The organism is Psychrobacillus soli (genome assembly GCF_006861775.1).
GTDB lineage: Bacteria > Bacillota > Bacilli > Bacillales_A > Planococcaceae > Psychrobacillus > Psychrobacillus soli.
On sequence record NZ_VDGG01000037.1, the window covers coordinates 20,295 to 38,012 of the forward strand.

A 17,718-nucleotide genomic window follows, 5' to 3' on the forward strand; every position below is an offset into this window, starting at 1 on the left:
ATTAATCCATGTTAAAAGAATAGCACACTTTCCAGTCGAAAGTGTGCCTGTTTTTTTACGTTGTTTTTGCATGAAGCTCTTCTTCTAACAATACATCTTCAAAATCCTGTATTGGTTTCTTTTGTGCAAAATAAATAATGAAAAAGGCGATTAAAAATAAGCTGCCAGTTACGAAAAATACAGAAGATATGCCGATATATCCGCTTATAAAACCGCCAAACATTGGCCCAATAATATTTCCTAAAAAACGGAAACTTGTGTTATAACCCATTAATTCTCCTTGTACTTCGATCGGTGCTTCTCTTCGTATTAATGCAGTAGTTATCGGAATAAGTCCCCCAGATGCGATTCCAAATAAGAAACGAAGGACGATCAATTGCCATAGATCCGTTACGAAAGCTTGCGGAATGATAAATATAAACGCGATGACTAGTAAAGCCGATAATATTTTCTCATATCCAATCGAATCTCCGAGTTTTCCCCAAGTTCTAGCAAATAGTAGACTTCCGACCCCTGTTGCACTAAATGTAATCCCGGCGAGTAAAGCGACTTCGGTTGAATTCGTTAAATGCGAAACATACAACGAAAGGAGCGGCTGAATACTAAATAAGCCGATTTGAACAATCGACGTAATCATTAATACATTTAGGATAAGTCGGTGGTGAAAAATACCGGAGATAACTGTTTTTCTAGAGAATTCATGATCGCTATTTTTCTTTTCTCTTTTGATTTCTCGAATACCGAAAATAACGAGCAATGCAGCGATTGAAACAGCAGAAGAGGTAATGATGAAAGTATACTGAAAACCGAAAGTATCTGCTAAGAACCCACCTATTACCGGGCCGAATAGTGTACCGGATACACTTCCCATTTGTAGTGTCCCCATCGTTTTTCCAGCTATTTTTCTTGGAGTTTGTGCGCTTATGAAAGCTAGTGAAGTAGGGATAAATCCAGTAACAATCCCCATAAATAAACGAAGGACAAAAAATGCTTCCACGGAATGAACGAAGCCCATTAAAAAGACGCATGTTGCGATACCGAAGCCATTAATAATCAGTATTGGCTTGTACCCATATTTATCCGCGATCCTTCCCCAAACAGGGGACATTAAAAAAGCAGTAACGAAAGTAACACCGAAAACGAGTCCCGCCCATTTTTGGACGTAGCTTTCAGAAAAGTCACCCATACTGTTAATATATAATGACAAAAAGGGCATGATCATGGTCATCGTGCCTGCGACGAGAAAGTTAGAAACCCACATGATCGTAAAATTTCTTTTTTGTACGCTCATCGAAATCCCTTCTTTCTTTTTGTTGCGTACTTAATAGTCATATACTATTATAGAGCATTTCGGGTAACTAAGAAAGTTAGATACTTTGTCACTGAAAATGAGATTCGAATATGTTAAACTAATTTGGGGTGAATAAATTCGTGAAAAAAATAATTCTATTCATAAGTATAAGTATTGCACTCCTTTTAAGTGCATGTGGCCAAACTGCTACAGAATTACCGAAAAAAGAAGCAGTAACTGAAGAAGAATCAGCTGTTAATACAGATTCCCAACAACAAGGAGAGATAGGCGTGTATCCACAACTGAAGGCAGAAGTCGCATCAAACGAAGCTCTAGTTATTATGCATACATCTATGGGCGATTTGAAAATCAAGCTATTCCCAGAATATGCACCGAAAACAGTCGAAAACTTTTTAACACATGCGGAAAATGGATATTATGAAGGCATCATTTTCCATCGCATTATACAAGATTTCATGATTCAAGGTGGAGATCCAACTGGAACTGGAATGGGTGGCGAAAGTATTTACGGCGAAGAATTTGAAGATGAATTCTCGATGAACCTATTTAACCTAAGAGGGGCTTTATCTATGGCAAATGCTGGTCCTAATACGAACGGTAGTCAGTTCTTTATCGTTCAAGCATCTCAATCACCAGCAACTGTAGAACAATTAACAGCGGGTGGATGGCCTGAAGAAATTGCTGCTGCATATGCGAAAGATGGTGGAACACCAACTTTGGATCAAAAACACACAGTATTTGGACAAGTTATAGAAGGAATGGATGTTGTTGATCAAATGGCTGCGGTAGAAACTGGAGCACAAGACAAGCCAGTAACAGACATTACGATTGAGTCGATCGAAATTATTCAAAAATAAGTAAGGAAGTGTAAATATGTTTACTTTTTTACAGCCAGCATTCCTTTATTTGTACTTTCCAGAAGATAAAACGGAATATATTCCTGTAGTACTCGAATTTCTTATTTTATTAGTTATTTGTATACTAGTTTTCAAATGGTTAAAAAAGAAATCCGCTAAAGACGCTGAAAAGGCAAAAGTATTAGAAGAAAAAATCATGCAAATGAGAAAAGAAGAATTAGAAAAGCAGTCATCTCAATGAGGTGACTGCTTTTTATTGCTTGAAGAAATTTGGGATTCCACTATTTAGGGATAATGCGTCGTAGGAAGTGACCGATAGGATTTTCACTGCAGGAGTCGCCACCTGGAGCGAAAATCAACAGAGATCGCTTATTTAATCAGTATCAACTCGCTAAAAACAAAATTTCCTCCGTTTTTCGATTGTTTGAATCCAATAAATGGCTTAGGGCAACAGATCGTTNGTGAGAGCAACCAAAATGCCGATGAAAGCAACCAATTCTTAAAATAGCAAGTTTACTTGATGGGAAACTAATATGATTTGGACATATTAGTAGGAACAATATGTCTCAAAGCTAGCGAATTCGTCAGTTAACATCTACTAGACCGGTTTGTTGCGTTGGCAGTATATAATGTCTCGATCAATCATATTTTGTTAATAATAGACCGTGATTAGTTAGTATTTTCCAAGGATTTTCGCAGCGGAAATCACAGCGGTCACTTGATAAAGCTTTTCACGACGCAGTATCCCTATACTGCGCCTGTAAAAGCCTCTAATGGATGATTAGTCTAACGCCCTAGCAAATCGGGAAACTCCTTCTTGAATGGTTTCAAATGGGCAAGCGCAGTTCATTCGTAGAAAACCATCACCTGCTTCCCCGTACTTCGTGCCAGGCTCCAATGCTAGTTTGCCTTTCGTTAATAACCGTTCCATTATTTCTTGCTCCGAAAGTCCAGTACCTCGGTAATTAATCCATAAAAGATAAGTACCTTCTGGTTTTCCTACTTGGATTCCATCTATTTTGGATAAATGCTCTACAGCATAATCCATATTTGAAGAGAGAACATCCATCAGTTCCTCTAACCATGATTCCCCCTCTTCATAAGCAGCTTGTAATGCAGTTAAAGCAAAAATATTTAATCCCATTGCGCCACGCATCATATTCAAATGCTCCAATGTTTTCCGTTTTTCTTCATCTGGTACGATACTAGCCGCGGCTTGAATTCCAGCGATATTAAATGTTTTAGTAGGTGCAAAGAAAGTAATAATATTCGAAACATCTTCTGCTGCATTTAGCAAAGGAGTATGTGTAAATGGTTTATATGTAAGATCTGCATGGATTTCATCTGACAAAATAAGGACATTATATTGTTTGCATAGTGCCGCCATTTGTTGTAAATCTTCTTTGCTCCATACTTTTCCACCCGGATTATGCGGATTACATAATATAAATATTTTTATCCCTTTTTGTAAGCACGCTTCAAAAACTTCAAAATCCACTTCATATGCGTTGTTTTTTTCCGTCAGACGGCATGTGATGACTTCTCGTCCTAAATTTTGAGGAATGCTTGTGAATGGGGGATAAACAGGAGTATGGATGAGTACTTTATCACCTTGTTCTGTAAATGCTTCAATTGCTTCTGCCATGGCTGGTAAAACCCCTTGGCGAAATAATATCCATTCGTTGTTAATCGTTAATTGATGCTTGTTTAAAACCCAATTAGTCAATGCAGATTTTGCTTCATCTGGTGTAATGGAGTAACCAAAAATAGGATGTTCCATACGTTTATGAATAGCATCTTTAATAACGGGGGCAATCGCAAAATCCATATCTGCGATCCACATAGAGAGTACATCTGATGTGTCCTCCAGTGAATATATTTGGTCTAGCATGTCCCATTTTACAGAGAACGTATTTCTTCGGTTATAAACAGTAGAAAAATTAGGCAACGTAATTTCCCCTTTCAATTTGAGATTATTATGTTATTATAACCCTAACTAATAAAAACTAGTAAGGTGAAGTTAATGGACGCAATTGAAATGAATAGAAAAGCAATTTGGGCTTTACAAGAGTGGGATCCATTCAATTTAGGGGTAGATAGTTACGAAACAGAAACAGCAGATGTCGTAGCGGATTTACAAACCATCGATCATCCTTCAGAACTTGCGAAACGAATTCAGGAAATTTATGAGCATTCGTTTGAACAGTGGATACCGCTTGAAAAATGTGTAGAAATTTCATATAAGTTAATTGCCTTAAAATATGAAATGAAATGTATCATTTAATAGAAAAAGCTTTCGGTTTTTGGCCGAAAGCTTTTTTTATTGCTTACGCTTCTTGTAATCCATCTAATAAATTGGATGCTGGAACTTCTAATGCATTTGATAGTTTTAAAATTGTTTGTACAGAAGGTGTTTCATCTCCTGCTTCATATGCTTCTAGTTTTCCTGTTCCAATTCTTGTTTTTAAGGCAAGTGTTTCTAAAGTAATATTACGTTCTTCTCTTAGTTGACGTAATTGTTTATGCAATTCTTTTTTCATGTATTCATCCACCCCTTTAAAAGTCTTAATTGTTACTATATTATAGCACAATTCTTTTTAGAACAGTTTTAAAGTATTGACAGAATAAGTACTTTTTTTACAAAAACAATTTAATAATTCCTTGCACAAAAATGATAATGATTGCTATTGGAGCAGCAAAACGAACGATAATATACCAAGCATTAAACAAAGGTCTATTTAGTAACAACTCATTGGAAAGCTCCGTTTTAGATAATTGGTACCCAGCGAATATAGAGGTGAATAATGCGCCTATTGGTAACCCAAAGCTGCTAGTGATAAAATCTGCAAAGTCAAAGATAGTCATACCTAAAATATGCATATCTGATAGCACTCCAAAAGATAAGGCACTCGGTATACCGACTAAGAAAATAATGAGACCATAAATCCAAGACGCTTTTCTACGAAGTTCATAGTTAGAGCGAATGCCAATTGATACAGATATTTCTAACATGGAAATAGACGATGTCAGCGTTGCAAACAATAAAAGGATAAAGAAAATAATCATAAAAAATGCACCGAACGGTATTTGTTCAAATACTGCAGGTAAGATGATAAATGCTAAACCAGGTCCTTGATCGGGCGTATACCCAAGCGCGAAAACAGCGGGGAATATGACCAGACCAGCTAATATCGAAACACCAATATTCATCAGTGCAACATTTAACGCAGAGCTTCCAAGTCTTTCTTCTTTCGATAAATAAGAAGCATACGTAATCATCACGGCTACCCCAACACTTAAAGAGAAGAAAGCCTGTCCAAGTGCTAGTAAAATCGTTTTACCGGTAAAATAAGACCAGTCTGGAACAAATAAAAACTTGATCCCTTCCATTGCTCCATCGAGCGTTAAAGACCGTATTACAAGTGCGATAAAGAAGACAAATAATAGGGGCATCATCCACTTACTAGCACGTTCAATCCCACCTTTAATCCCGCCTTGCACGATCCATATTGTCAACAGCATAAATGCTCCTTGTGCAATAATTACTTCCCAAGGGTTTTGGATGATGGAACCGAATAATTCACTAAAATAATTTTCACTTCCGCCTTTTAGTTTGAAAAATATGGATCGTACTAAATAACTTAATATCCATCCACCAACTACACTATAAAAGGATAAAATAATAGATGAGAATATTAATCCCGACCAACCTAGAAGATACCATGGTTTTCCAGGTGCTTGTTTTTTAAATGATGTGACTGGATCTGATTGTCCACGTCTTCCGATTACGAACTCTGCAAGTAAGATAGGTAGCCCAATTAAAAGCGTACTCATGATGAAAAGTATTAGAAAGACACTACCACCATTCGTTCCTGCCATATATGGAAACTTCCAAATAGCACCCAATCCGATGGCACTTCCGGCTGCTGCTAATATGAATCCAATTTTCGATCCGAAATGATCTCGTTTTGCCAAAAATAACTCCTCCTTCAATGGAACTGTCTTATTGTACACGAGGTTAAAGAAAAAATGTAGACCAATTTGTGAACATTCTCGAATTATCTTTCGTATCACCTATACAACAAGAGAGAGCGAGGGGGAACAATGCTTGATAGCGAATTAATTGAGTGTGCGCAAAAAGGCGATAAAAAAGCGTATGCAGAGCTAATCCGAATACATCACCGGACGGTGGAAAAGTTTGCTTTTCAATGTGGTGTGAAAGTAAATGATATACCGGACGTAACACAAGAAGTATTTGTTAAGCTATATCGCTTTTTGCATCAATTTAAGCATGAGCGTTTTACAGACTATCCGAAGGGGAAAGCCCATTGCCTTTAAGCTTGGGATGAAAATGAGGTCAAGTATTGGAAATTCTTTTCTTGAACCATACTTAAAATTACGTTCAAAAAGCGCACATACGTTCTGTTTGTGTTAAAATAGTAGCAGGAGGTGAACAACTTGCAAACAATCACACTCAAGCTAGAGCTACAAAAGCCGACACAAGCGAAAATGTCGATGTACCGAAAGATGACAGAGGTCAACACAGCTTTTTCGAATTGGCTTTTGCATTTTGACGAGCTGAAAACAGCTACCTCTAAAGTATTTGGACTCTATTCAGACGAGCGACTTCCTTCAGCTATCGTCAATCAAACGATTCGTACAGTAAAATCAAAAAAGAAAAATCAGAAAGCAAAAACCTTTCGTCGTCTGTGGTGTAGCTTTAATAATCAAAACTTTAAGGTGGAGAGAGAAAACGGATTATTCAAAGTCTCATTCCCAACATTTGAAAAGCGGATTGGTGTGCCGATTATCAGTAAAGACCATCAAAAGCGTTGGCTCGACAAACTCTTGTCCGGAAATGTTAAACAAGGCACTACTGAGCTGTATGAAAAAAGAGGGCGATGGTTTGTCGCAATTACCTTATCCTTCGTAGTGGAACAAAAGCAAGCACGGCAAGGGGAACCTAAAACAATGGGCATTGACATCGGATTGCGTCAACTTGCGGTTGCCACTGCTGGGACGACTTCAATCTTCTTTCCTGGAAATGAAATGGCATACCGAAGAAGACGTTTCGCTTCTCGTAGACGAAAGCTCGGTGAAGCGAAGAAGCTGCATACTATTCGTAAATCGAAAAATAAGGAATCCGAGTGGATGAAGGATGCCAACCACAAAATAAGCCGGCATATTGTCGATTTCGCATTAGAGAACGGTGTTCATCTGATCCGAATGGAAGATTTGACCGGGATTCGACATTCCAAAAAGTCAAGAAAAGAAGCGGGACGCAATTTGCATAGTTGGTCGCATTATCAATTGCAACTGTTTATTGAATACAAAGCAAAAATGGCAGGACTCTCGATTGAGTATGTAAATCCAAAGCACACATCCGTGACGTGCAAATGCGGACATATTGATAAGCGAAGTCGGAAGACAGATACCTTTTGTTGTACGCAGTGTGGTTACCTAAGCCATGCAGATGTAAATGCCTCCATAAACATCGCTAAAGCAGTAAGTGGTTTATCTACAAGGAAGACTATTAACAATTAGTGTCGTGGTGATAGCGGCACCGCCTGTTTTGGTACATGCCTATCAACAATAGGTAGAACGAAACAGGGTGGGGCAATGAGATGCCCCTGAACTTGCAAGCTGTTCAAAACAGAAATGGACTGCGAACGCATAGTTATGCAAGAATCCCACTCGTCATACCGTTAGGTGTAGAGCTTGCGACATTAGTCGCGGGAGTCTCAAGACTTGGTTATACAAAATAACATTGAATGCTACAAGAGATTATTACCGCAAGGAGTCAAAAGAAAAGGCGAAAGAAGAAAAACTGCTTCATCCAGATCATACACTGTACTTACACGACAAAGTAATTGGTTTTGCAGTTATCCACACGGAAAATGGTTGGCGTGCCGCCTTCATGCAAACTCAGTGATTTTTGCTAGCGAGCTTACCGATATGTTATAATTTACCGTGACTATAACGTATATAAAGAAAGTAGGAACGGGTAATATGACTAAAACGTATAAGGTAGGAGATGTGGTCAAAGGTAAAGTAACTGGTATCCAGCCTTACGGGGCATTCGTTAGTTTGGATGAACATACACAAGGACTTGTGCATATTTCAGAAATAACCTATGGATACGTGAAAGAGGTTGGTGAGTTTTTAACAGTTGGTCAAGAGGTTGAAGTGAAGATTCTTGAAATAGACGACGAGGCCGGAAAAATTAGTTTGTCTATTCGAGAGCTACAAGAAAAACCAGTTGTCCCTAAAAAAGAAGACAAACCTCGTAAAACACTGCAAGCCCGTGTAGACGAGCACGATGTCGAAGGGTTTAACACACTAAAAGAAAAACTAGGCGAATGGATAAAAAAATCAATCTAACTGCTCTTTGGTCAAAAAATGGAAGCAACTCTTATTGAGGAGTGCTTCCGTTTTTCATTTTACGTAAACGATATTGTAAGTTTTGGCGACTCATGCCTAAGGCTTCGGCAGCTTTCGTCACATTGCCATCGTATTTATCCATTGCCTTTTGCAAATAATATATTTCCGCTTCTCGTAAGTACGCATCTAAAGGGAGTAATTCTTTATCAGAAGACACGACAAAATCCTCCGCTTTTTTGGCTGACACATTGAAATCTTGAACCTTTAACTTAAAATGTAAAGGCAACATGTCGATTTTCAATATTCTTTCCGTTGTAATCATCGAACTAATTTCATCTAAAAGTAACTCTAGCTCTTTTAAATTTCCGGGCCAATCATAACTTAAAAAAGCCTGGATAACCTCTTCTTCTATTTCTTGAATAGAGGAGCCATACCGGTTTAAATAACGTTGAAAATAATCTTCTACAAAAGGGATTATATCATCCGTTCGTTCACGGAGCGGTGGAATATTAATCGTGACAGTAGTAAAAAAATAATACAGTTCCTTGCTTAATTGTTTTTTTGCGATGAGATCAATTGGATCTAATCCAATACTTGCGATATATAAATTTTGACTATCGCTATTCGCTTTTAAAATATCTAAAAGCTTATTTTGTAAGTCGATGGATAATAAATCGATTCTTTCACAAAATATAGTGCAGTTATTTAAATGGACTAATTCTTTTTGAAACTTATTAATCAATTGCATATCCGAACTATGACAATACAAACTGATAAATTGTTCATTCGGAGGAGAAAGCTGATGGTGAATTGCTTCAGCGATTAAATCTTTCCCGGTGCCAGCTTCTCCTGTAAGAAGTACAGGCATTCGTACATGAGCTGCTTTAATTGATCGTTCTTTTACGTCTTTCATAAGTTGAGAAGCAGCCGTAATTGTGGAGAGGGTAATCGCTTCGTTATATCTTTTTAAAGGTTGGTATATTAACCGTTCTAATGTGGTGATATCTCGAGAAAATTCAATAGCACCGATTTGTTTGCCTTCATCAAAAACAGGGTATGTATCATTGATCGTAGTTATTTCCTGACCATTTCTATTCCAATACGTTTGTTTAACACGTAACACAGGTTTTTCGCTATGCAACACTTTTAGTAAAGTGCTTTCTTGCTGCTCAAACTGAAAAAGGTCCAATATGGATCGATCCACTACATCAACGGAATCTAACCCTTCGATTTCTTTCATTTTTTCGTTGTAAATAATCGTTTTACCCATTAAATCAACAGCGTGAATCCCTACAGAGACATGCTCTGTAGCAAATTTATAAAAAGGGAGAAGCTTACTCAATTGGTCATTCATCTAGCTCACCTCAAAAATATTTTTAACATTTTAAAATTTAACACTTGAAAAACGCAACAATCTTTTGCATTATTATATATGTAAACGATTTATAAACGCAAATTATTTTTGCACTAACAATTAAAGGAGGATTTACATGTTACCTTATAAACACGAACCATTCACAGACTTCTCGAAAGAAGAAAACAAACAAGCGATTAAAGAAGGATACAAAGTAGTTGAAGCATACTTAGGCGAAGAGTATCCATTAATCGTTGGTGGAGAGCGTATTACAACAGAAGGTAAAATCACTTCTTATAACCCAGCAAATAAAGAACAAGTAGTAGGTGTTGTTTCAAAAGCAACAAAAGACATTGCTTCAAAAGCAATGGACATTGCAGATGAGACGTTTAACACATGGAAAAAAGTAAAACCAGAAGTACGTGCAGATGTACTTTTCAAAGCAGCAGCAATTATGCGTCGTCGCAAAGCAGAATTCTCTGCGTTATTATCAAAAGAAGCAGGTAAAACGTGGGTTGAGGCTGATGTTGAAGCTGCAGAAGCAATCGATTTCTTAGAATATTACGGTCGCCAAATGTTACGATTAAAAGATGGTGTTCCAGTGGAAAGCCGTCCAGGTGAATATAACCGCTATGATTATATTCCATTAGGAGTAGCAGTAGTTATTTCTCCATGGAACTTCCCATTTGCAATTATGGCTGGTACAACAGTTGCGGCATTGGTTGCTGGTAATACAGTATTACTAAAACCTGCATCAACTACGCCAATCGTTTCTTATAAATTTGTTGAAGTATTAGAAGAAGCTGGTATGCCTGCTGGTGTAGTTAACTTCATCCCTGGTTCAGGTGCTGAAATTGGTGACTTCCTAGTAGAACACCCACGTACTCGTTTAATCAGCTTCACTGGTTCTCGTGATGTTGGTCTAGGAATCGTTGAAAAATCTTCTAAATTGGCTGATGGTCAAATTTGGATTAAACGTACGATCCTTGAAATGGGTGGTAAAGATACAATCGTAGTAGATAAAGAAGCTGACTTAGAACTAGCTGCTCAATCTATTGTAAAATCTGCATTCGGTTTCAGTGGTCAAAAATGTTCTGCATGTTCACGTGCTGTAATCGTGGAAGATGTATACGATCAAGTTGTAAATCGAGTAGAAGAGTTAACAAAAGCATTAACTGTTGGTATTCCAGATAATGATGAGCACTTTGTTGGACCAGTTATCGATGGCTCTGCATTTAATAAAATTATGGAATATATCGAAATTGGTAAAGGTGAAGGTCGTTTAGTAGCTGGTGGTACTGGTGATGATTCACAAGGTTACTTTATTCAACCAACTGTTATTGCTGATCTTTCTCCAACTGCACGTATTATGCAAGAAGAAATCTTTGGGCCAGTTGTTGGTATTACTAAAGCAAAAGATTTCGACGAAGCAATTGATATTGCAAACAATACGGAATACGGTTTAACAGGTGCGGTAATTACAAATAACCGCATGAACTTAGAAAAAGCTCGCGAAGACTTCCATGTAGGTAACCTTTACTTCAACCGTGGATGTACTGGTGCGATTGTAGGATACCAACCATTTGGCGGATTCAACATGTCCGGTACAGATTCAAAAGCTGGCGGTCCTGATTACATCGTTCTTCATATGCAAGCGAAAACTACTTCTGAAATGCTTTAATAGAGACAACCAACATTGAATAGGCAGGCGCATCATAGATGAGTCTGCCTTTTAAAAAGAAACGGGGGAAATGAAGATGACTAACTCACAACATGTGATTGAACAAACAGATAAATTTGGTGCAAATAACTACAATCCACTTCCAATCGTTATTTCGGAAGCAGAAGGTGTATGGGTAAAAGATCCAGAGGGCAATAAATACATGGATATGCTTTCTGCATACTCTGCAGTGAACCAAGGGCATCGTCATCCGAAAATTATTCAAGCACTTAAAGATCAAGCGGACCGTGTAACATTAACATCTCGCGCATTTCATAATGATCAATTAGGACCATGGTATGAAAAAGTGACTGAAATAACGGGAAAAGAAATGGTATTGCCGATGAACACTGGAGCAGAAGCAGTAGAAACTGCATTTAAAGCTGCGCGTCGTTGGGCTTATGATGTAAAAGGTGTGGCAGAAGACCAAGCGGAAATCATTGCATGTAATGGCAACTTCCATGGTCGTACAATGACAGCAGTATCACTATCATCTGATCCAGAATACAAACGTGGCTTTGGACCAATGTTACCTGGTATTAACTTAATCCCTTACGGTGATTTAGAAGCACTTAAAGCAGCGATTACACCAAATACTGCAGCATTTTTAATCGAACCTATTCAAGGGGAAGCGGGAATTCTTATTCCACCGGCTGGATTTATGAAAGCAGCTTACGAACTATGTCAAGAAAATAATGTGCTGTTTATCGCAGATGAAATTCAAGCAGGTCTAGCACGTACTGGTAAAATGTTCGCTTGTGAGTGGGAAGATGTAAATCCGGATATGTATATTTTAGGTAAAGCACTTGGTGGTGGGGTATTCCCAATTTCATGTGTAGTTGCTGACCGTAGTGTACTTGGTGTATTCAATCCAGGATCACATGGATCTACTTTTGGAGGAAATCCTTTAGCATGTGCAGTTTCTGTTGCTTCATTAAATGTGTTAACAGATGAAAAACTTGCAGAACGCTCACTAGAACTAGGCGAATATTTCATGAATGCATTAAACGAAATTCAACATCCTTCTATTAAAGAGGTTCGAGGACGTGGATTGTTTATCGGTATGGAGTTAACAGAAGAGGCGCGTCCATATTGCGAGCAACTAAAAGAATTAGGATTATTATGTAAAGAAACGCATGATACTGTTATTCGTTTTGCACCACCTCTAGTGATTTCAACAGAAGAACTAGATTGGGCAATCGACAAAATAAAAAAAGTATTTAGCAATCAATAAATCATAGACAAATAGCAACTAATATATGTTACAATGATTCCGAAGAAATAATTATGAATTAAAGAGGCGAAATAATCAAATGGCTGAAAATTTAAACCTGTTCACATCAACCCAGGCTGTCATTAAAGAGGCTCTGCAAAAATTAGGTTATGACGAAGCGATGTATGAGCTACTTAAAGAACCACTTCGAATGATGGAAGTACGAATTCCAGTAAGAATGGATGATAACACGGTAAAAGTATTTACAGGTTACCGTGCTCAACATAATGATGCAGTTGGACCTACAAAAGGTGGAGTACGCTTTCATCCGGCAGTAACGCAAGAAGAAATGAAAGCACTTTCTATGTGGATGACGTTGAAAGCTGGAATTGTTGATCTTCCATACGGTGGAGGTAAAGGTGGAGTAGCTTGTGACCCACGTGAAATGTCTATGGGAGAAATCGAACGATTAAGTCGTGGTTATGTACGAGCAATTGGTCAAATCGTAGGACCTACAAAAGATATCCCAGCACCAGATGTGTTCACAAATGCACAAATTATGGCATGGATGATGGATGAATATAGTCGAATGGACCAATTCAACTCACCAGGTTTCATTACAGGTAAACCACTAGTACTTGGCGGATCACAAGGCCGTGACCGTGCTACAGCACAAGGTGTTACGATTGTTATTAACGAAGCTGCAAAAAAACGTGATATCGATATGCAAGGTGCACGCGTAGTTATCCAAGGTTTTGGTAATGCTGGAAGCTTCTTAGCTAAGTTTTTGAGTGATCAAGGTGCAAAAGTTATTGGTATTTCTGATGCTTACGGAGCTTTACATGATCCTAACGGTTTAGATATCGATTATTTATTGGATCGTCGTGATAGCTTTGGTACAGTAACAACATTATTTGAAAATACAATTTCTAACCAAGATCTATTAGAGTTAGATTGTGATATATTGGTTCCAGCAGCAATTGAGAACCAAATTACCGCTGAAAATGCGCATAATATTAAAGCTACGATTGTAGTAGAAGCTGCAAATGGTCCAACAACTTCTGAAGCTACTAGAATCCTTTATGATAGAGGTATTTTATTAGTTCCTGACGTATTAGCTAGTGCTGGTGGAGTAACCGTGTCTTACTTTGAGTGGGTTCAAAATAACCAAGGCTATTACTGGACAGAAGAAGAAGTAAATGAAAAACTTGTGAAAAAAATGGTAGAAGCATTTGAAAATATTTATGAAGTAGCGACAACTCGCAACATTAATATGCGTTTAGCAGCGTATATGGTTGGGGTACGCAGAACGGCAGAAGCATCACGCTTCCGCGGTTGGGTATAATAGTTTGTCACACGTAAAAACCGCTTGTAAAATACAAGCGGTTTTTACTATCATTAAAGTAGATAGATTTAAAGGAGGAAGTTTCAATGAACGCTTTTTCATTTTATAATCCGGTAAAGTTAATATTCGGTAAAGGACAATTAGCTAAACTCCCAACGGAGCTTTCGACATATGGTCAGAAAGTGCTTGTTGTATATGGTGGAGGAAGTATAAAGAAAAACGGTTTGTATGATCAAGTAATGGCTGCTTTAAAAGAAGTGAATATGCAAGTATTTGAATTACCAGGGGTGGAACCGAATCCTAGATTGTCTACTGCAAAACGTGGAGCAGAACTGTGCAAAAAAGAAGGAATAGATGTTGTATTGGCAGTTGGTGGTGGTTCTGTCATCGATTGTACAAAACTGATTGTAGCTGCTGCAAAATATGATGGAGATGCTTGGGATCTAGTAACGCGTAAAGCAATTCCAAAAGACGCCCTTCCATTTGGAACTGTTTTAACATTAGCGGCGACAGGTTCTGAGATGAATGCTGGCTCTGTTATTACGAATGAAGAAACACAAGAAAAATACGGATGGGGAAGTCCGCTCGTATTCCCGAAATTTTCGATTTTGGATCCCGTACATACATATACGGTTCCGCTTGATCAAACGGTTTATGGGATTGTCGATATGATGTCTCATATGTTTGAGCAATATTATAATGAAGCAACGAATACACCGGTTCATGATGAAATGATTGAAGGTGTGTTACGTACTGTTATTGAAACTGCGCCGAAGTTAGTACAGGATTTGGAAAACTATGAGTTACGTGAAACGATTTTATTTGCAGGTACTTTGGGATTGAACGGCTTTTTACGAATGGGATACAATGGAGACTGGGCTAGTCACAATATCGAACATGCTGTATCAGCAGTATATGATATTCCCCATGCTGGTGGACTGGCAATTATTTTCCCAAGATGGATGCGCCATAATGTACATGTAAATCCAGAACGATTTGCGAAGTTAGCTGTAAAAGTATTTCATGTCGACCCAACCGGTAAATCAGCAGAAGAAGTTGCGTTAGAAGGAATCGATCGATTAGTAGCGTTTTGGGCTTCACTAGATGCTCCTACTAACTTAGCTGACTATAATATAGATGATTCCCAAATAGACTTGATGGTTGAAAAAGCAATGGTCAACGGAAAATTTGGTAATTTTAATATGTTGGACGCTGAGGATACAAAAGCAATACTAACTGCATGTCTATAAAAGAAAACACATGAGGGAGCGAATGCTCAATCATGTGTTTTTAATATTGTCTGTTTATCTCTATGAGTTGTCCATGTTCTTATACCGTCATCTTCATCGAATGCAATGGTGACATCTGTTACACCTTGCTGATTTAAAATAAGTTCTTTCAACGCATCATGAATATCATCTACTTTGGCGAATGTAAGGGTAGGATCTATTTCGGCAACTAATTTTACATGCAAAAATTCCCCTTCTTTCGTTACTTCTAATTCTTGTATATCTTTCACGTTTGTATTTTCGGAGACGACGTGGGCAAGATGTACAAGCATTTGTTCATCCGTTTCTCCAAGAACGCCTCTCGCATTGTCTAAAAACACTTTTCCTACTACATAAAACATCATAACCCCAATGAGTATGGACGCAATTCCTTCAGCTTGTAAAAATCCCGTAAAATGTGAGATCAACACAGCGATAAATGCAAGCACACCACCAGCAGTAGCTACTAAGTCTTCCATAAATACAAGTTTTGTTGCTGGTTTCGCACGATTTAAATGTGCAAAACTCGTCGTTAGTGGAGCGAGTAACCCGCCTTTTATACTAACATCGTGTAAAATTTCTTTTCCTGCTTTAAATAATACAGCAAATTCTAAAATAATCGAAATTCCTAAAACGATCAAACTAATAGCAACCCCACTAGAAGCAGCTGGATGCTGGATATGATGCCATCCTTCTTTAATGGTCTCGTAAGAAAGGATACCAACTAAAAGTACGGCTCCTAAACAAACGAGGTTAACTAAGCGACCAAATCCGTTAGGAAATCTAGGAGTAGGGGCTTTTTTAGATAAGGCAGAACCGATAAATACGAAAAATTGGTTTGCTGCATCCCCGATGGAGTGCATCATTTCGGCGAACATTGCTACATTTCCTGTAAGGAAGAACGCTCCAGCTTTTAATGCAGCTATAATTGTATTGACAATTGCTGCTATTAAAGAGGGTTTATTGCCCCCTTTTAAAAGTTTAAAAAATTCTCCCATACAAATTTCTCCTCTCGTTAAATAGATTCTACTTCAACAGTTTCAATAAATTTTTGTTTTTTGATTGTATTATAAAATTCCACTGTATTTTTTTTAGTTACAATAGACAATCGCATATCTATTTCATGCTTGACGATATTATTGTCTAAAACAACGTCTTTTATCCGAATACTTTCTATATAAAGACCGCTAGCTTGAAGAAAGTCATAAACTTTTGCAATATTTTCCGTATTTGAAACGATTACGATTAATGATAATTCTTTTGATCTTAATCTTTTCGGTCCAATTTTCGCCATTAACGGTGGTATTATTTCAATGCCGATTAAGACGATACAAACAGTTAATGCCGCTTCGAAATAAAATCCTGCACCTACTGCGATTCCGATTCCACCCGCACCCCAAATCATGGCAGCAGTCGTTAGCCCAGTAATACTATCATTCCCTCTGCGTAGGATAACACCTGCTCCAAGAAAACCAATTCCGCTTACAATTTGAGCTGCTAAGCGAAGAGGATCCATTGTTATGTTAATACTTTCATTGGAGTGGGCTTTGTATGCGGATTCTATCGATATGTATGTGAGCAGGCAGCTGAATGTAGCGATAACGATACTTGTTTTTAATCCAACGGGTTTCTTTTTTAGTTCCCTTTCTATCCCGATTATTAAACTTAATAATGCGGCAATAGTTAATTTAAATGTTATTTCTGCACTTCCGCTTAAATCTGGTAACCAATCCATCCTGTATTCCTCCCATATTCCTTAAATGATAAGAAGAGTATTTATTATATATATGAGGAGAAATATCAACGTATATCATAATAAATTTTTTAGAGCTTTATAGATATGTAATACCCAAGAATAACAGGTATAATCATTTTGTCTTGATGGATTCTTATAGTTTAGATGATTGTTACGTGGGAAAGCGATATTTTATAAGGTATCTTTCAATTATTAAAATAGACAGGTTGAATCCAATGGTATTATTACTTAGTAAAATTCAACGTTTTAGAAGTAGTACTTATAGGTTTAATAAAATTTTAAAAGTTTTTTTGGAAAAAGGGTTGCTTTTTATTTTATAAACAGGTATATTAATACTTGTCCTTCGGAACGGCAATCAAACAATTTGAAATGTTTCAAAAAATGTTTGACATCTAATCCGAAAGAAGTTATACTAATAAAGTCGTCAAAAAGAGACGGCAACATGAACATTGAAAACTGAACATGCAAAACGTTAAGAAATATAACTTGAAAGATTAACTTCGGTTAACTTG

The 17,718-nt window shown here is 37.6% G+C and carries 19 protein-coding genes; 12 read left to right on the forward strand and 7 right to left on the reverse strand.

Annotated elements, in window-relative coordinates; all coding sequences use genetic code 11:
- Positions 1 to 55 precede the first annotated feature (55 nt).
- Positions 56 to 1,291, reverse strand: coding sequence for an MFS transporter (locus FG383_RS15445; protein ID WP_142608288.1), 1,236 nt, complete (start codon positions 1,289 to 1,291; stop codon positions 56 to 58).
- Positions 1,292 to 1,431: 140 nt separating this feature from the next.
- Here FG383_RS15445 and FG383_RS15450 point away from each other — a divergent pair, with 140 nt between their 5' ends.
- Positions 1,432 to 2,169, forward strand: a complete 738-nt coding sequence (locus tag FG383_RS15450) for a peptidylprolyl isomerase (protein ID WP_142608289.1) — start codon at positions 1,432 to 1,434, stop codon at positions 2,167 to 2,169.
- Between the two features lie 16 nt (positions 2,170 to 2,185).
- A complete protein-coding gene (locus FG383_RS15455; protein WP_142608290.1) occupies positions 2,186 to 2,410 on the forward strand; it encodes a hypothetical protein in 225 nt (74 codons plus the stop codon).
- A 540-nt stretch (positions 2,411 to 2,950) separates the two neighbouring features.
- On the opposite strand, the gene FG383_RS15460 is transcribed toward FG383_RS15455, so the two are convergent.
- Positions 2,951 to 4,117 (reverse strand): MalY/PatB family protein, encoded by a 1,167-nt coding sequence (locus FG383_RS15460; RefSeq protein WP_142608291.1) that lies wholly within the window; start codon positions 4,115 to 4,117, stop codon positions 2,951 to 2,953.
- A gap of 75 nt (positions 4,118 to 4,192) precedes the next feature.
- Between FG383_RS15460 and FG383_RS15465 the strand changes: the two genes are divergently transcribed.
- Positions 4,193 to 4,453 carry a DUF1871 family protein gene (locus tag FG383_RS15465; RefSeq protein ID WP_142608292.1) on the forward strand — a complete coding sequence of 87 codons (261 nt, stop codon included), beginning with the start codon at positions 4,193 to 4,195 and terminating at the stop codon, positions 4,451 to 4,453.
- A gap of 43 nt (positions 4,454 to 4,496) precedes the next feature.
- Here FG383_RS15465 and FG383_RS15470 read toward each other — a convergent pair whose 3' ends face one another.
- Both FG383_RS15470 and FG383_RS15475 read right to left on the reverse strand, forming a co-directional pair.
- The gene (locus tag FG383_RS15470) at positions 4,497 to 4,709 is read right to left on the reverse strand and encodes a helix-turn-helix domain-containing protein (RefSeq protein WP_142608293.1); all 213 of its coding nucleotides are present in this window, start codon (positions 4,707 to 4,709) and stop codon (positions 4,497 to 4,499) included.
- A gap of 97 nt (positions 4,710 to 4,806) precedes the next feature.
- Positions 4,807 to 6,144: a sodium-dependent transporter gene (locus tag FG383_RS15475; RefSeq protein WP_142608294.1), complete on the reverse strand. Its 1,338-nt coding sequence runs from the start codon at positions 6,142 to 6,144 to the stop codon at positions 4,807 to 4,809.
- 129 nt (positions 6,145 to 6,273) lie between these two features.
- Between FG383_RS15475 and FG383_RS15480 the strand changes: the two genes are divergently transcribed.
- From FG383_RS15480 to yugI, 5 genes are all read left to right on the forward strand, one after another.
- Complete coding sequence (locus FG383_RS15480; protein WP_142608295.1) at positions 6,274 to 6,507, forward strand: sigma factor; 234 nt, start codon at positions 6,274 to 6,276, stop codon at positions 6,505 to 6,507.
- A 120-nt stretch (positions 6,508 to 6,627) separates the two neighbouring features.
- On the forward strand, positions 6,628 to 7,713 hold the full coding sequence (locus FG383_RS15485; protein ID WP_142608296.1) for an RNA-guided endonuclease TnpB family protein: 1,086 nt from the start codon (positions 6,628 to 6,630) through the stop codon (positions 7,711 to 7,713).
- Between the two features lie 80 nt (positions 7,714 to 7,793).
- Positions 7,794 to 7,934 carry a hypothetical protein gene (locus FG383_RS21005; RefSeq protein WP_185907971.1) on the forward strand — a complete coding sequence of 47 codons (141 nt, stop codon included), beginning with the start codon at positions 7,794 to 7,796 and terminating at the stop codon, positions 7,932 to 7,934.
- 2 nt (positions 7,935 to 7,936) lie between these two features.
- Positions 7,937 to 8,101 carry a hypothetical protein gene (locus tag FG383_RS15490; protein WP_342782149.1) on the forward strand — a complete coding sequence of 55 codons (165 nt, stop codon included), beginning with the start codon at positions 7,937 to 7,939 and terminating at the stop codon, positions 8,099 to 8,101.
- Positions 8,102 to 8,178: 77 nt separating this feature from the next.
- Positions 8,179 to 8,550 carry a S1 domain-containing post-transcriptional regulator GSP13 gene (gene yugI / locus FG383_RS15495; protein WP_142608298.1) on the forward strand — a complete coding sequence of 124 codons (372 nt, stop codon included), beginning with the start codon at positions 8,179 to 8,181 and terminating at the stop codon, positions 8,548 to 8,550.
- Between the two features lie 31 nt (positions 8,551 to 8,581).
- Here yugI and FG383_RS15500 read toward each other — a convergent pair whose 3' ends face one another.
- Positions 8,582 to 9,904: an AAA-type ATPase lid domain-containing protein gene (locus tag FG383_RS15500; RefSeq protein WP_142608299.1), complete on the reverse strand. Its 1,323-nt coding sequence runs from the start codon at positions 9,902 to 9,904 to the stop codon at positions 8,582 to 8,584.
- Between the two features lie 136 nt (positions 9,905 to 10,040).
- Here FG383_RS15500 and pruA point away from each other — a divergent pair, with 136 nt between their 5' ends.
- The 4 genes from pruA (at position 10,041) to FG383_RS15520 (ending at position 15,432) form a co-directional block, all read left to right on the forward strand.
- Positions 10,041 to 11,585, forward strand: a complete 1,545-nt coding sequence (gene pruA, locus FG383_RS15505) for an L-glutamate gamma-semialdehyde dehydrogenase (RefSeq protein ID WP_142608300.1) — start codon at positions 10,041 to 10,043, stop codon at positions 11,583 to 11,585.
- Positions 11,586 to 11,661: 76 nt separating this feature from the next.
- Positions 11,662 to 12,858: an ornithine--oxo-acid transaminase gene (locus FG383_RS15510; RefSeq protein ID WP_142608301.1), complete on the forward strand. Its 1,197-nt coding sequence runs from the start codon at positions 11,662 to 11,664 to the stop codon at positions 12,856 to 12,858.
- Between the two features lie 79 nt (positions 12,859 to 12,937).
- Complete coding sequence (locus FG383_RS15515) at positions 12,938 to 14,182, forward strand: Glu/Leu/Phe/Val family dehydrogenase (protein ID WP_142608302.1); 1,245 nt, start codon at positions 12,938 to 12,940, stop codon at positions 14,180 to 14,182.
- 86 nt (positions 14,183 to 14,268) lie between these two features.
- Positions 14,269 to 15,432 carry an iron-containing alcohol dehydrogenase gene (locus FG383_RS15520; RefSeq protein WP_142608303.1) on the forward strand — a complete coding sequence of 388 codons (1,164 nt, stop codon included), beginning with the start codon at positions 14,269 to 14,271 and terminating at the stop codon, positions 15,430 to 15,432.
- A 26-nt stretch (positions 15,433 to 15,458) separates the two neighbouring features.
- Here FG383_RS15520 and FG383_RS15525 read toward each other — a convergent pair whose 3' ends face one another.
- Both FG383_RS15525 and FG383_RS15530 read right to left on the reverse strand, forming a co-directional pair.
- Positions 15,459 to 16,448, reverse strand: a complete 990-nt coding sequence (locus tag FG383_RS15525; RefSeq protein ID WP_142608304.1) for a cation diffusion facilitator family transporter — start codon at positions 16,446 to 16,448, stop codon at positions 15,459 to 15,461.
- Positions 16,449 to 16,465: 17 nt separating this feature from the next.
- The gene (locus FG383_RS15530; RefSeq protein ID WP_142608305.1) at positions 16,466 to 17,185 is read right to left on the reverse strand and encodes an MgtC/SapB family protein; all 720 of its coding nucleotides are present in this window, start codon (positions 17,183 to 17,185) and stop codon (positions 16,466 to 16,468) included.
- Positions 17,186 to 17,718: the final 533 nt, after the last annotated feature.

Excerpts from the sequence above, each read along its gene's own strand:
- FG383_RS15480 (WP_142608295.1), top strand. The coding sequence starts at position 6,274 with ATGCTTGATAGCGAATTAATTGAGTGTGCGCAAAAAGGCGATAAAAAA.
- FG383_RS15455 (WP_142608290.1), top strand. The coding sequence starts at position 2,186 with ATGTTTACTTTTTTACAGCCAGCATTCCTTTATTTGTACTTTCCAGAA.
- FG383_RS15470 (WP_142608293.1), bottom strand. The coding sequence starts at position 4,709 with ATGAAAAAAGAATTGCATAAACAATTACGTCAACTAAGAGAAGAACGT.
- FG383_RS15515 (WP_142608302.1), top strand. The coding sequence starts at position 12,938 with ATGGCTGAAAATTTAAACCTGTTCACATCAACCCAGGCTGTCATTAAA.
- FG383_RS15500 (WP_142608299.1), bottom strand. The coding sequence starts at position 9,904 with ATGAATGACCAATTGAGTAAGCTTCTCCCTTTTTATAAATTTGCTACA.
- FG383_RS15525 (WP_142608304.1), bottom strand. The coding sequence starts at position 16,448 with ATGGGAGAATTTTTTAAACTTTTAAAAGGGGGCAATAAACCCTCTTTA.
- FG383_RS15465 (WP_142608292.1), top strand. The coding sequence starts at position 4,193 with ATGGACGCAATTGAAATGAATAGAAAAGCAATTTGGGCTTTACAAGAG.
- yugI (WP_142608298.1), top strand. The coding sequence starts at position 8,179 with ATGACTAAAACGTATAAGGTAGGAGATGTGGTCAAAGGTAAAGTAACT.
- FG383_RS15445 (WP_142608288.1), bottom strand. The coding sequence starts at position 1,291 with ATGAGCGTACAAAAAAGAAATTTTACGATCATGTGGGTTTCTAACTTT.
- FG383_RS15520 (WP_142608303.1), top strand. The coding sequence starts at position 14,269 with ATGAACGCTTTTTCATTTTATAATCCGGTAAAGTTAATATTCGGTAAA.
- FG383_RS15530 (WP_142608305.1), bottom strand. The coding sequence starts at position 17,185 with ATGGATTGGTTACCAGATTTAAGCGGAAGTGCAGAAATAACATTTAAA.
- FG383_RS15510 (WP_142608301.1), top strand. The coding sequence starts at position 11,662 with ATGACTAACTCACAACATGTGATTGAACAAACAGATAAATTTGGTGCA.
- FG383_RS21005 (WP_185907971.1), top strand. The coding sequence starts at position 7,794 with ATGCCCCTGAACTTGCAAGCTGTTCAAAACAGAAATGGACTGCGAACG.
- pruA (WP_142608300.1), top strand. The coding sequence starts at position 10,041 with ATGTTACCTTATAAACACGAACCATTCACAGACTTCTCGAAAGAAGAA.